This is a genomic window from Pseudomonas sp. H1_A03 (assembly GCF_054685145.1).
In genome coordinates, this window is record NZ_CP162829.1 from 5,314,629 (window position 1) to 5,326,873 (window position 12,245).

16 protein-coding genes are annotated in these 12,245 nt (G+C 58.6%); 7 read left to right on the forward strand and 9 right to left on the reverse strand.

Going from position 1 to position 12,245, the window contains the following annotated elements:
• Window positions 1-67 precede the first annotated feature (67 nt).
• Window positions 68-376 (reverse strand): hypothetical protein, encoded by a 309-nt coding sequence (locus AB4O35_RS24495; protein WP_065874069.1) that lies wholly within the window; start codon window positions 374-376, stop codon window positions 68-70.
• 171 nt (window positions 377-547) lie between these two features.
• Between AB4O35_RS24495 and AB4O35_RS24500 the strand changes: the two genes are divergently transcribed.
• Window positions 548-760, forward strand: a complete 213-nt coding sequence (locus tag AB4O35_RS24500; protein ID WP_032886978.1) for a hypothetical protein — start codon at window positions 548-550, stop codon at window positions 758-760.
• Window positions 761-793: 33 nt separating this feature from the next.
• Here AB4O35_RS24500 and AB4O35_RS24505 read toward each other — a convergent pair whose 3' ends face one another.
• From AB4O35_RS24505 to AB4O35_RS24535, 7 genes are read right to left on the reverse strand one after another with little or no spacing between them, the layout of a single operon-like run.
• Window positions 794-1,822, reverse strand: a complete 1,029-nt coding sequence (locus AB4O35_RS24505; RefSeq protein WP_049712414.1) for a nucleoside hydrolase — start codon at window positions 1,820-1,822, stop codon at window positions 794-796.
• Between the two features lie 25 nt (window positions 1,823-1,847).
• Window positions 1,848-2,252, reverse strand: a complete 405-nt coding sequence (gene rbsD, locus AB4O35_RS24510; RefSeq protein WP_065874070.1) for a D-ribose pyranase — start codon at window positions 2,250-2,252, stop codon at window positions 1,848-1,850.
• Window positions 2,249-3,166: a ribokinase gene (gene rbsK / locus AB4O35_RS24515; protein WP_065874072.1), complete on the reverse strand. Its 918-nt coding sequence runs from the start codon at window positions 3,164-3,166 to the stop codon at window positions 2,249-2,251. Before rbsK ends, rbsD begins: the two co-directional genes overlap by 4 nt.
• A 23-nt stretch (window positions 3,167-3,189) precedes the next feature.
• Window positions 3,190-4,212, reverse strand: coding sequence for a LacI family DNA-binding transcriptional regulator (locus AB4O35_RS24520; protein WP_065874073.1), 1,023 nt, complete (start codon window positions 4,210-4,212; stop codon window positions 3,190-3,192).
• Window positions 4,213-4,215: 3 nt separating this feature from the next.
• Window positions 4,216-5,193, reverse strand: coding sequence for an ABC transporter permease (locus tag AB4O35_RS24525; RefSeq protein ID WP_015884943.1), 978 nt, complete (start codon window positions 5,191-5,193; stop codon window positions 4,216-4,218).
• Window positions 5,190-6,743 carry a sugar ABC transporter ATP-binding protein gene (locus tag AB4O35_RS24530; protein ID WP_065880892.1) on the reverse strand — a complete coding sequence of 518 codons (1,554 nt, stop codon included), beginning with the start codon at window positions 6,741-6,743 and terminating at the stop codon, window positions 5,190-5,192. Before AB4O35_RS24530 ends, AB4O35_RS24525 begins: the two co-directional genes overlap by 4 nt.
• 57 nt (window positions 6,744-6,800) lie before the next feature.
• Window positions 6,801-7,760, reverse strand: coding sequence for a sugar ABC transporter substrate-binding protein (locus AB4O35_RS24535; protein ID WP_065874076.1), 960 nt, complete (start codon window positions 7,758-7,760; stop codon window positions 6,801-6,803).
• Between the two features lie 564 nt (window positions 7,761-8,324).
• On the opposite strand from AB4O35_RS24535, the gene AB4O35_RS24540 reads away from it, so the two are divergent.
• From AB4O35_RS24540 to AB4O35_RS24550, 3 genes are all read left to right on the forward strand, one after another.
• Entirely contained in the window at window positions 8,325-9,413 is a 1,089-nt protein-coding gene (locus AB4O35_RS24540; RefSeq protein WP_065880891.1) for an asparaginase, read from the forward strand.
• A gap of 190 nt (window positions 9,414-9,603) precedes the next feature.
• Window positions 9,604-9,855 carry a DUF1654 domain-containing protein gene (locus AB4O35_RS24545; RefSeq protein WP_082224448.1) on the forward strand — a complete coding sequence of 84 codons (252 nt, stop codon included), beginning with the start codon at window positions 9,604-9,606 and terminating at the stop codon, window positions 9,853-9,855.
• A gap of 4 nt (window positions 9,856-9,859) precedes the next feature.
• Window positions 9,860-10,549: an endonuclease gene (locus tag AB4O35_RS24550; RefSeq protein WP_065874081.1), complete on the forward strand. Its 690-nt coding sequence runs from the start codon at window positions 9,860-9,862 to the stop codon at window positions 10,547-10,549.
• A 31-nt stretch (window positions 10,550-10,580) separates the two neighbouring features.
• Here the strand turns inward: AB4O35_RS24550 and AB4O35_RS24555 are convergent, their stop codons facing one another.
• Window positions 10,581-10,946, reverse strand: a complete 366-nt coding sequence (locus AB4O35_RS24555) for an SPOR domain-containing protein (RefSeq protein ID WP_065874083.1) — start codon at window positions 10,944-10,946, stop codon at window positions 10,581-10,583.
• 263 nt (window positions 10,947-11,209) lie between these two features.
• Here AB4O35_RS24555 and csrA point away from each other — a divergent pair, with 263 nt between their 5' ends.
• The 3 genes from csrA to AB4O35_RS24570 all read left to right on the forward strand — a co-directional run bounded on the left by csrA (window position 11,210) and on the right by AB4O35_RS24570 (window position 12,244).
• Window positions 11,210-11,404, forward strand: a complete 195-nt coding sequence (gene csrA, locus AB4O35_RS24560) for a carbon storage regulator CsrA (protein ID WP_003192511.1) — start codon at window positions 11,210-11,212, stop codon at window positions 11,402-11,404.
• A 211-nt stretch (window positions 11,405-11,615) separates the two neighbouring features.
• Window positions 11,616-11,855 carry a hypothetical protein gene (locus AB4O35_RS24565; RefSeq protein WP_065874085.1) on the forward strand — a complete coding sequence of 80 codons (240 nt, stop codon included), beginning with the start codon at window positions 11,616-11,618 and terminating at the stop codon, window positions 11,853-11,855.
• A 95-nt stretch (window positions 11,856-11,950) separates the two neighbouring features.
• Window positions 11,951-12,244, forward strand: coding sequence for a hypothetical protein (locus AB4O35_RS24570; protein WP_065874086.1), 294 nt, complete (start codon window positions 11,951-11,953; stop codon window positions 12,242-12,244).
• Window position 12,245 lies beyond the last annotated feature (1 nt).

Below are 12,245 nucleotides of genomic sequence, written 5' to 3' on the forward strand. Positions count from 1 at the left end.
GCCAGGCAAGTCTGCCTGAGTCTCGACAGGCATTCGCCCGGTCAATCGTGACCAGATATGAATGAAATCAGTAGATGTCGATGTAGGCGAATTCTGGCTCTGGCCAGTTCTGTTTTAACGCGTTGAAAATCTGCGTCACCCAGACCTCGTCGCTGGCGGCCACATTCCCTACGTATCCGGAACCTTTGGCCCAAGTCTCCAGGCGAAACAGCAGCCCGTCGATATCCGCACCGCCTACAGCGCTGCCTGAAGAGATAAAAGCGATTCCGGCTTTGGTCACCCGCAACTGGGTATGCTCGTCGTCACTGGCACTGGCGAGCAGTTGGCGCACATTCGCCAGGGTCAGGTTCTCGGGGTTGTTCAGGTCGATCTGCACGTGGTGTTCCCCGGCAATTAAACAGGCCGACAGTGTCGCACAGCGCCGACCTCATTCCGAGGCGCCTCATGCCTAAGTATCAGTGCCAAACGCAACGTAAGATGGTTAACTGCCCCGGTAAGAACCGCGTTCCAGCGCACTACACAGCACTTTCAGCCCCGCGAGATAGTCATGACCACCGTAACGCTCCAAGCCGACATCAAAGCCAAGTGGCCCCAGGGACAGAGCTCCTACAGCCCCGGCAGCCCGGAGGAATTGGCGATCATCGGTATCGACCTGCTGGTCAAGGAACTGGGCACACAAGCGGCGCAAGCGTTCATCGGCCAGGTATTCGAGAAATACCCGGCCGATCACATGGGGGCACACAACCCCGAACGTGAATAAGAACCGGCCGCCGAACGCCGACCAGTCAACACATTACTTCAGACGCGCGAGACGCTCGGTCAACAGATCGAAAAAGCCCTGCGCATCACCGTTCTCAACCCAGAACACGTTCTTCTCCTGCTTCAGGCCGTCGTACCAGTCGACGATGGTCTGGCCGAAGGTCGGGCCTTCTCGGCTGTCCACCACCACATTGGCCTGACGACCGCTGAACAGCGAAGGCTTGAGCAGGTACGCAATGACGGTAGCGTCATGCACCGGGCCGCCTGGGATGCCGTAGTGCTCCATGTCGCCCTTGACGTACTCGTTAAGAATGTCGCCGACAACCTTGCTCGCGTTGTTATTGATGTCGGCAATCTTTTTCAGGCGCGCCTCGCTGGTCAGTACCTTGTGAGTCACGTCCAGCGGCAGGTAGGTCAGCTTGACGCCACTTTTGAGCACAATCTCGGCCGCGACCGGGTCAGCGAACAGGTTGAACTCTGCCACCGGCGTGATATTGCCGCCATTGAAGTGCGCCCCGCCCATCACCACTACTTCCTTGATGCCTTGGGTGATTTCCGGCGCCTGGGTCAGTGCCAGCGCCAGGTTGGTCTGCGGGCCGAGCATGGCGATAGTGATGCTGTGAGGCTTGGCAGTGCTCAGGGTCTTGATCAGGTAATCAACGGCATTGCCGTCAGCCAGGCCTTTTTTGGGCTCGTGCACGGTGACGCCGGAAATACCTTCCTTGCCATGGATATTCTCAGCGTAGATCGGCGTACGCAGCAGCGGCGCTGGCGCACCGGCGTAGACCGGGATTTCCTCGCGCCCTGCCCACTCGCGGGCCAGGCGTGCGTTGCGGGAGGTCTTGTCCAGGCGCACGTTACCAGCGACGGTGGTCAGCGCACGAATGTTCAGCTCCTCCGGCGAAGCCATGGCGAAGAGCAATGCCACCACATCATCGGCGCCTGGGTCGGTGTCGATGATCAGGTCGATTTTTTCCGCCGCGTGGGCGCTGGCGGCTGTGAGTGCGGACAAAAGCAGGACACTCCGGAACAGATTTTTCAGGGTTGGGAGACCACGTTGCATAAAACACTCCTTGTCGTTGGGAACTCTAGAAGGTTACGCCGGACACCAGCGCGATATTGCAGTAAGGCTGGCATTCGCCGGTGCGCACCACGGCGCGCGCCTTGCGGCTGAGCAGCTTGAATTCTTCATGGCTGGCCAGGCGCCGCTCACCAAGGGCTGCCTGCTCTGTGAGCGCATTGAGGTCGGCCAGCGCCGGCGGCTGCTTGAGCAGGATTTCTTCGGCCAGCACATGGCTTTCCACCTGCATTTCGCTGAGCACGATACGCAAGGTGCTGATGAAGTCCGGGATGCCCTGGGTCAACGCCAGGTCAATCAGTTCGACGCCCGGCGGCACCGGCAGGCCGGCATCGCCAATCACCAGGATGTCGCCATGCCCCAGGGAGGCGATCACACGCGACAGTGCGATATTCAGCAGAGGTGTCTTTTTCATGAGGGTACAAAACCTTGTACGTCGTGCAGCGTTGGAATAGAGGGTTGCGCACCGGCGCGGGTGACCGACAACGCCGCCGCGACCTGACCAAAACGAATCGCCTCGGCCTCGCTTTTGCCACTGGCCAACGCCGCGGCAAAACCACCGACAAAGGTATCGCCAGCCGCCGTGGTATCCACCGCCTTGACCTTCGGCGCCAGCAGATGCTCAAAGCCCTGGCCGTCGGCAAACAGCGCGCCCTGAGAGCCCAGCGTAATGATGACCTTGCCGGCGCCCGCCTGAATCAGCCGGGTCGCCGCCACCCTGGCACTCTCAATGGAGTCGACCGTCACACCGCTCAGAGCGGTGGCTTCGCTTTCATTGGGGATCAGGTAGTCGATCGAGGCATACCACTCAGCCGGCAATGGGCCGCTGGCCGGAGCTGGGTTGAGGATCACCGTCTTGCCCAATTCATGCCCGCGCTTGAGGGTATAGCCCACAGTGTCCATCGGCACTTCCAGCTGGCAGATGATCACTTCGGCCGCTTGCAGGACCGCGTCGAACGCCTGTAACGAGGCCGGCGTGAGTTCGCCGTTACTGCCCGCGACAATCACAATCGCGTTCTGGCTGCTGTCATCCACCACGATCAACGCCACGCCACTGGAGCCGTCCACGCTGCTGACGGCCTGGCAGTCGATGCCTTCCACCAACAGCGCGTCACGCAATTGGGCGCCATAGGCATCGGTACCGACACAACCTATCATCGAAACATCGGCGCCCAGTCGCGCCGACGCTACAGCCTGGTTCGCACCCTTACCGCCAGGCACTGTGGAAAACGTTTGGCCGATGAGTGTTTCACCGGCACGCGGCAACCGGCTGGCGCGGGTGACCAGGTCCATGTTCAAACTGCCCACTACCACTACTTTTGCTGGCATACATCAGTACTCATCAATTCGGTTCAGCGGTATTGCGCGAACGTACCGGCGACGGGCGCCGTCGACTCACGCAATACGATGCTCGGCGTCACGATCCGTTGATCGATCGGCAGTTGGGGTGTTGCAATTCTTTGCAGTAAAAGCTCGGCCGCTGTTTCGCCCAGTTGCACGATCGATTGCCCCACCGTGGTCAGCGCCGGATAGACGTAGCGGCCCATTTGAATGTCATCGAAACCGATTACCGACAGCTCGCCCGGCACGCGGATATTACGCTCCGCCGCTGCGCGCAACACGCCGAAACCAATCATGTCGTTGCTGGCAAAAATGGCGCTGGGCGGATTTTGCGCCAGTAATTGCACGGCGGCGGCATAACCGCCAGTGCTGGTGAAATCACTTTCTTGGGTGCGATTGGCCGCCACCGCCACGCCCGCCTCGCTCAACGCGCGGTGATAACCCGCCAGACGCATCTGCGCGACGCGGGTATGGGCCGGGCCGCCGATGCAGGCGATATCGCGATGGCCCAGCTCGAGCAAGTGCCGGGTCGCCAGGTAGGCGCCCTCCTCGTGATCGATACGCACCAAGTCCACGTCAATGCCATCCAGCGCCCGGTCAACAATCACCATGGGCGTACGCACCGCGCTCAAGCCTGCGGCGAGGCCACTGTCGTCGCCACCCACCGACGTCACGATCAAGCCGTCGATACGCTTCTCCAGCAACACGCGCAGATAGCTGCGCTGCTTTTCAGCGTTGTCGTCGGAGTTACAGAGGATCACGCAATAGCCATTGCGCTCGCAGTAATCCTCGATGCCCCGGGCCAGCTCCGCAAAATAGGGGTTAAGGCTATTGGGCACCAGCAAACCGATGGTGGCCGTGGTCTTGGCTTTGAGCGAACGCGCGACAGCGCTGGGCACATAGTCGAGCTGCTTGATGGCCGCCTCGACCTTGATGCGTACCGGCTCGCTGACCGGGCGAGTCTTGTTCACCACATGGGACACCGTGGTGTAGGAAATACCGGCAAGCGCGGCCACATCCTTGATCGTTGCCATGGTTCAGCCTCGTCGACTGGCGCGCTGGCTGCGGTAGGTATCCAGAACCACGGCAATCACGATCACGGCACCGGTGATAATGCGCTTAGTGGGTTCCGTGGCACCGATCTGCGCCAGGCCAGCGGCCAATACCGAAATAATCAACACACCAAAAAAAGTACTGATCACCGAACCACGTCCACCCATCAGGCTGGTACCACCGATGACTACCGCAGCGATCACTTGCAGCTCCAGGCCGGAACCCGCGTTCGGGTCCGCCGCTTCAAGGCGCGAGATCTGGAACAACGCCGCCACACCGGCCAGCAGGCCCATAAGGCTGAACACCAGGATCTTGTAGGGCTTGGGATTGATCCCGGCCAGGCGTACGGCTTCTTCGTTGGTGCCGATACCGATCAGGTAGCGACCAAACACAGTACGCGTCAGTACAAGCTGCGCGGCGATGATCACCAGCAAGGCAATGATGAACGACGGCGAGATACCAAAGGCAATCGGGTTGGACAGCCAGGCAAACGAATCACCGATGTAAGCCGTGCGCGATCCGGTCATCTGGTACGCCACACCACGGGCCATTTCCAACACGCCGAGGGACACGATAAATGAAGGAATACGCCAGGCCACGGTGATCGAGCCGGTGATGGTGCCGGCCAATGCCGCGCAGCCCATGCCCAGCACAGCGGCCGGCAATACACTCCAGCCCCAACTGAGAATTGCCACGCTGACGGCCGATGCCGCCAGTGCCAGCACCGAGCCCACTGACAGGTCGATACCGCCGATGATCAGGATGAAGGTCATGCCCACCGCCAGAACCATCAGGTCCGGAATCTGGTTGGCCAGGGTGCTGAAGGTGTCGTAGGACAGGAAGTGGTCGCTGAGCACCGAAAACAGCGCAATCATCGCCAGCAAAGCACCCGCCAGGCCCAGGTAAGTGCCCAGACCATAGAAGTTGCCGCCGGTTTTACCGGGTGAAGTGGTGGTTTTCATGGGGTATCCCTAAGCACTGCGTCGTTGAGCAGCGCATCACGTTTTTGATAGCCGGCAAAGGCGGCGGCGAGCAATTCGTCCTGAGTCCAGCTGTCACGCTCGAAGGTGTCGATCAGACGCCCGGCGGACAACACACCGATACGATCACAGATCAGCATGAGTTCACGCAGATCGCTGGACACCACCACCAGCGCTTTGCCCTGGCGGGTCAATTCGCCGAGCAAGGCATAGATGTCGAATTTGGCACCGACATCGATACCGCGAGTCGGCTCATCGAACAGCATTACCGAGCAATCGCGCTCCAGCCAGCGGCCAATCACCACTTTCTGCTGGTTACCGCCAGACAACTCGGACACCAACTGCGCCGGGCTGGAACTGCGAATGCGCATGGCATCGATCTGGCGCTTGGCCAGTGCGGTTTCGTTGCGGCTGTTGACCACGCCGCCACCGGAAATTTCCGGCATGTTGCCCAGGGCAATGTTGGCGCTGATGGACTGGGTCAGCAGCAGGCCTTCGCCCTTGCGGTCCTCGGTGATCAAAGCAATGCCATGGCCCACCGCGTCCGCCGGCGAGCGGATGCTCACCACTTGAGCCGGCGAACCGAGTGCCACAGTGCCGCTGTCGGCCAGGTCGGCGCCGAAGATCAGACGCAGCAATTCGGTACGACCGGCGCCGATCAGGCCGGAGATGCCGTAAATCTCACCTGCGCGCACTTCAAAGGACACGTCGCGGACTTTGTCCGAGCGGGTCAAGCCTTTTACCGTCAGGGCCGGGCCACCTATGGTGCGTGGGCCCAGGTCAATGTGTTCGCCCAACTCACGGCCGACCATCAAGGTGACCAGTTGCTCGCTGTTGTAGTTGGCCATCGGCTCGACACACACCAGCTTGCCGTCGCGCAATACCGCGATGCGCTGGGCGACACGGGCCAGCTCTTCCAGCCGGTGTGAAATGTAAATGATCGCCACGCCCCGGGCCTGCAGACGGGTGATTTGTTCAAACAGCATCTCGACTTCACGGGCGGTAAGCATCGCCGTGGGTTCGTCGAGGATCAATACGTGGCAATCGCCGATCAGGTTGCGGGCGATCTCGACCATTTGCTGATGGCCAATGCCCAGGGTGCCGACCAAGGTATCCGGGTCGATGGCGTCCAGGCCGACCTGGGCCATGGCCTCAATCGCAGCCTTGCGCAGTTGCTTGCGGCTGATCCAGCCACACTGGCTGGGCAGGTTATCCAGAAAAAGATTTTCGGCCACGGTCAACGTGGGCAGCAGGTTGAGTTCCTGCATAACCATGCGCACGCCCAGCTCTTCGGCCTGGGTGCGGCTGCCTGGACGGTAGTCCTGGCCATTGAACTGCATGTGCCCGGTGGTGGGTGTGACCAGCCCGCCGATGATCTTCGACAAGGTACTTTTGCCTGCGCCGTTTTCACCGGTCAGCGCCAGCACTTCGCCGCGATTGAGCGTCAGGGTGATGTCGGACAGAACCGGTTGGGCATAGGTCTTGCCGATACCGCTGACCGAGAGGACAGCGTTCGGGGCGGAAGATGACATAGGAAAATCTCCAGGCGCCCGCTCAGGACGAGCGGACGCTGTTGGGTGCTGCCAGGATTACTTCTTGAGGACGAGTTCGACCGGGGTTTCGATCACGCCGTCTTTGGAATCGACTTTCTCACCCTTGACCAGCTTGAGCGCGTTCTGGATACCGAACACGGCTTGCTGAGCAGCGGCCTGGTCAGCGGTCGCCAGCACACGACCGTCCTGCAGCATCGGCTTGATGGCTTCGATATTGTCGTAACCCACGACCAACACCTTGCCGGCCTTGCCTGCCGCACGTACGGCGGAGACAGCGCCCAGGGCCATGTTGTCGTTACCGGCCAACAGGGCCTTGAGGTCCGGGTACTCGCTCAGCATGGCGGACGCCACTTTCTGGCCCTGGTCGATTTCCCAGTTGCCGGATTGGGTGGAGACGATCTTCATGCCGGCAGCATCCATCGCGTCCTTGTAGCCCGCGGTACGTTGCTGGGCGTTGGTGGTGGTCGGTACACCTTCAATGATGCCGACCTTGTCACCCGAGGCCAGTTGCTTGGCCAGGTAGTCGCCCACCAGCTTGGAACCTTTGCGGTTGTCCGGGCCTACGAATGGAATATTGAGGTTTTTGCTTTTGAGCACGTCCGGGTCCAGGCGGTTGTCGATGTTGACGACCTTGATACCGGCATCCGAAGCCTTCTTCAGCACGGTCACCAACGCCTTGGAGTCGGCGGGTGCGATGACGATAGCGTTGACCTTGGCGAGGATCATCTGGTTGACGATGTCGATCTGCGCGCTGGTGTCGGTTTCGTTCTTGATGCCGTTGGTGATCATGTCGAACTCGGCGGCGTGATCTTTCTGATAGGCCTTGGCGCCATCTTGCATGGTCACGAAAAATTCGTTGGCGAGGGACTTCATCACCAGGCCGACCTTGGGTTTGGCGGCGGCGTCATCAGCAAATGCAGAGGAAAGAGGCAAAGCGGCGGATGCGGCAGCAAGCACAGCGACAGCAAGAAGACGTCCAGCGAATGGCAGCTTCATGGGTTCACTCCGATCTTATGATTATTGTGAGCAACGCTTGCACCGAAGAGTGCTTCGGCAGCCTTCCCACCCGGGTGGCTGATACGAGCTGTCACGACACTTCAGGCGTGTTACGTGAAACATCTCGCAAACGTTTGCGTTATCCAAACTATGAGAACCTTGTCGAGATTTGTCAACGGTTGAAAGCAGCCTTTCATTCAAGCCATACAGCACCTCGCTCGCGCCTGACAAAGGATGTGATTAAACATCGCTCTCCCCCGGCCGTTCTCTAAAACGACAGGCCGTGCCGCGCCACGCCTACCAACTCAAAGGCCCGACCGCCAACTTTTTTCGGACAACCGAACGCAATACAGCCCGATGTTCGGAAAGCCGGACGCGCACTTGGGCATAACAGGCTACAAAAATAATATAAATCGTTATAAATCAATAAGTTATTTTATGTTCGCGCGCACAATCGGCCTGGTACAGATCCTGCTCTACTCAACCACCTCGTGGCATTCAGAACTGCCCGGGTGTTCTAGATGAACCTGCTACAGCACTCATCAAAAACCAGAGAGAAAAATAATGAAATCTGTACTGAAGACTTTTGTTCCGGGCGCGTTGGCCCTCCTGCTGCTGTTCCCCGTTGCCGTCCAGGCAAAGGAAGTTGAAACCAAGACCAAACTGTCCAACGTGGTGATCCTCGCCACCGGCGGCACGATTGCCGGTGCTGGCGCCTCCGCCGCCAACAGCGCCACCTACCAGGCCGCCAAGGTCGGCATCGAGCAATTGATCGCCGGTGTTCCTGAGCTTAGCCAGATCGCCAATGTACGCGGCGAGCAAGTAATGCAAATTGCGTCCGAAAGCATCAACAACGAAAACCTGCTGCAACTGGGTCGTCGCGTCGCCGAACTGGCGGACAGCAAGGACGTGGATGGCATCGTGATCACTCACGGTACCGACACCTTGGAAGAAACCGCTTACTTCCTGAACCTGGTAGAAAAAACCGACAAGCCCATCGTGGTGGTCGGCTCCATGCGTCCAGGCACCGCGATGTCGGCAGACGGCATGCTCAACCTGTACAACGCCGTGGCCGTGGCCAGCAGCAAAGAGGCACGCGGTAAAGGCGTGCTGGTAACCATGAACGACGAGATCCAGTCGGGTCGCGACGTCAGCAAGATGATCAATATCAAGACAGAAGCGTTCAAGAGCCCATGGGGTCCACTGGGCATGGTGGTTGAAGGCAAATCCTACTGGTTCCGCTTGCCAGCCAAGCGTCACACCATGGATTCGGAATTCGATATCAAAAACATCAAGAGCCTGCCCGATGTTGAGATCGCCTATGGCTATGGCAATGTGAGCGACACCGCCTACAAGGCCCTGGCTCAAGCGGGCGCCAAAGCCATCATCCACGCCGGTACCGGCAACGGCTCGGTATCGTCCAAAGTCGTACCTGCACTGGTGGAGCTGCGCAAGCAAGGCGTGCAGATCATTCGCTCTTCCCACGTCAATGCCGGCGGCATGGTTTTGCGTAACGCCGAACAGCCTGACGACAAGTACGACTGGGTCGCAGCACTCGACCTGAACCCGCAGAAAGCGCGCATCCTGGCGATGGTCGCCCTGACCAAGACTCAGGACAGCAAAGAGCTGCAACGGATGTTCTGGGAGTATTGATTCCCGGTGATACCTCGGCAGGGTCGGTTTGCCCGCCCCTGCCTCCTCGCAAAACCCTTCGATAAAAATACCTGCGCCCTACACCAAATTGCCTGAACTGCTGTCAGACGGACTTCTTGAAGTTTAAGCAGTTGCGAAATCGCCTACAGTTAAATACTGTATGTGCGTACAGCAAACTAAGGAATATTCCGTGGCAAAGTCCTCTCCTGCAGTGCCAACCCCACCTGGTGCCTACGAACGCCTGGCCATTCGTGTGCAAAAAATCATCAATTCGACCAACGCCCAGAAAGCCAAGGCGGCTTTGATTTTTCGTTTGCCGGAAGAGCCGGAGGATGAGTGGGCGCGCTTGCTGGAGGAAATCGCGGAGAACGACAACGTCACCCTCGCCTATCGCGACGATGGCGGTGTGCAGATTTTCTGGGTTGTGCCGAAGGAAGATTGATTCAATGAGTGTCCGTTTTATCGCTGTGTGTTGCCTGTTTTTCGCCGTTACCGCCCACGCCCAAGCGCCTCGAACCTTCAGCGAAGCCAAGAAAGTCGCGTGGAAACTGTACGCCCCACAATCCACCGAGTTTTATTGCGGCTGCAAATACACCGGCAACCGCGTGGACCTGAAAGCCTGTGGCTACATCCCACGCAAGAACGCCAACCGTGCCGCGCGGATCGAGTGGGAGCACATCGTTCCGGCCTGGCAAATCGGGCATCAGCGCCAGTGCTGGCAGGACGGCGGGCGCAAGAACTGCACGCGCCATGATGACGTGTTCAAACGCGCCGAAGCCGACCTGCACAACCTGGTACCGAGCATCGGCGAGGTCAATGGTGACCGTAATAACTTCAGTTTTGGCTGGCTGCCCGTGCAAAGCGGGCAGTACGGCTCATGCTTGACCCAGGTGGACTTCAAAGCAAAGAAGGTGATGCCACGCCCTTCTATTCGGGGAATGATCGCTCGCACGTACTTCTACATGAGCAAGCGATACGGCTTGCGCCTGTCGAAACAGGATCGCCAGTTATACGAAGCCTGGAACAAGACCTACCCGGTACAGGCCTGGGAACGTCAGCGTAACCAGACCGTGGCATGCGTAATGGGACGCGGCAATGAGTTTGTCGGCCCGGTGAACCTTAAAGCCTGCGGTTGAAAAAGGGCGGAAACCCCGCCCATCCAAGTTGTTACTGCGCAGCCTTGTGTTCAATGATTTCTGAAACAGTATCGGTTTTCTTGGCACGGGCCATTTTCTCGTTGAGCAACGTTTGCTTGGCCTCAGCCTCAGCCTTGGTTGCGAACGGCCCCAACAGGACTTCGTCCTTGCCGTCGACCTTCACGATATAAAAATTGAAACCATGTTCCAGCAACCAGGCGGTGAGGTCGGTGATCGCCTGCAACTTGTGGTCCGGCGGGCCAACCCGCACGTCCCATTCCTGGGCGGCAATCGCGCCGGTCTGGGGCTGGCTTTCGGTCACGACAGGCTTGGCCTTGGGCGCATCGACGCTTTTGCCTTCACCGCAACCGGCCAATGCCAACACCGCAATTGCCATCGCTACTTTACGCACTGCCCTGCTCCTTTAAAGATAAAGAGGCGACTTTATCATTCACTGTCTATTCTGGCCGTCATAAACATTGGCTTAAACAATGCGAATGATGTATCGCAGACCTGTATGATGCCGCCATGGGAATTAATGTCGCCTCTATGCGTCCTAAAAAGAGGCAGTCACAGGGAAGCGCTAAGCAGTACGCTACACACATCCGACACCTGCCCTGTCTGAAACATGTGTCCTTAAAAGTAATCAAGGAGAAGTCCATGCTTATACTCACCCGCAAAGTTGGTGAAAGCATAAACATCGGTGATGACATCACGATCACCATCCTGGGCGTCAGCGGCCAGCAAGTACGAATCGGCATCAACGCCCCTAAGGATGTTGCCGTGCATCGCGAGGAGATCTACCAGCGCATCCAGGCCGGCCTGACGGCTCCGGACAAAAACCAGACGCCTTGAAGTGCCTCCAGTAGCCAGCCCTTTCGTTCACTGTAACGGCTGGCGAAAACTCCTTGGAACTGCTTTTGTCTTTATTGCGTGAGTGACGTCGCCAATGTGTTCATCTTCGTGGAAAGATGAAACTGTCTTCACGCTTGGAACTTGTTGTTTCATTCACGGCCGAATCTCCTGACTGACTCTCAGCCATTCGTGTGCATTCAGGAGCACGTCGATGAGGCCTACGACCACACACCCATTTGCCTACAGGTCTTGGTTGATCGCCCTATTGATAGGGTTGGTCTTCGTCGGGCTGGCCTATGGCTTGAGGTACGCAATCGAAGGCACTGGCTCCACCGATCCCCATTCGTGGCTGGACCTGACGCTGCTGCTCGGCGGCTACCTGTTCCTGTTCTGCCTCAAACCTATCCAGCGGGCCGTGCAACGTCGGTTGTGCCGACAAATGACACGCTGATACCGCATTCCTTGCTATCAGATCGCCGGTATTTACAGCGCCACAACTCGACCTATGCTTGGGCGTGCATGATCAGTAAAAGGGCCTGAAGCAAGATGGACACCCTGAGTAAATCGCAAATCGAGTCCGCACTGGCAGCCCGTCTGCCCAGCTACCAGGTGACCTGCACGCTGCACGCGGACGGAACGCTTTCGGCAGTGCTCAGCGGCCCGGAAACCGACCACTTTGCAATTACCGGGATCGTGCGCGCCCATTATCGGGGCGCCGAGGCAATCGCGCGGCTGGCCAATGAAATTCTTCGGGAGATGGTGCTGTCACGCCAAGGCATGAGGAATAATCGGATGCAGCCCCCCGATCAAGCCAATGCCGAACAAGGCCGAGGCCGTTAAC

Coding starts and splice junctions, on each gene's coding strand:
- AB4O35_RS24525 (WP_015884943.1), bottom strand. CDS start 5,193: ATGAAAACCACCACTTCACCCGGTAAAACCGGCGGCAACTTCTATGGT.
- AB4O35_RS24530 (WP_065880892.1), bottom strand. CDS start 6,743: ATGTCATCTTCCGCCCCGAACGCTGTCCTCTCGGTCAGCGGTATCGGC.
- AB4O35_RS24570 (WP_065874086.1), top strand. CDS start 11,951: ATGGACACCCTGAGTAAATCGCAAATCGAGTCCGCACTGGCAGCCCGT.
- AB4O35_RS24535 (WP_065874076.1), bottom strand. CDS start 7,760: ATGAAGCTGCCATTCGCTGGACGTCTTCTTGCTGTCGCTGTGCTTGCT.
- AB4O35_RS24565 (WP_065874085.1), top strand. CDS start 11,616: ATGAGGCCTACGACCACACACCCATTTGCCTACAGGTCTTGGTTGATC.
- AB4O35_RS24550 (WP_065874081.1), top strand. CDS start 9,860: ATGAGTGTCCGTTTTATCGCTGTGTGTTGCCTGTTTTTCGCCGTTACC.
- rbsD (WP_065874070.1), bottom strand. CDS start 2,252: ATGAAAAAGACACCTCTGCTGAATATCGCACTGTCGCGTGTGATCGCC.
- AB4O35_RS24520 (WP_065874073.1), bottom strand. CDS start 4,212: ATGGCAACGATCAAGGATGTGGCCGCGCTTGCCGGTATTTCCTACACC.
- AB4O35_RS24540 (WP_065880891.1), top strand. CDS start 8,325: ATGAAATCTGTACTGAAGACTTTTGTTCCGGGCGCGTTGGCCCTCCTG.
- AB4O35_RS24555 (WP_065874083.1), bottom strand. CDS start 10,946: ATGGCAATTGCGGTGTTGGCATTGGCCGGTTGCGGTGAAGGCAAAAGC.
- rbsK (WP_065874072.1), bottom strand. CDS start 3,166: ATGCCAGCAAAAGTAGTGGTAGTGGGCAGTTTGAACATGGACCTGGTC.
- AB4O35_RS24500 (WP_032886978.1), top strand. CDS start 548: ATGACCACCGTAACGCTCCAAGCCGACATCAAAGCCAAGTGGCCCCAG.
- csrA (WP_003192511.1), top strand. CDS start 11,210: ATGCTTATACTCACCCGCAAAGTTGGTGAAAGCATAAACATCGGTGAT.
- AB4O35_RS24505 (WP_049712414.1), bottom strand. CDS start 1,822: ATGCAACGTGGTCTCCCAACCCTGAAAAATCTGTTCCGGAGTGTCCTG.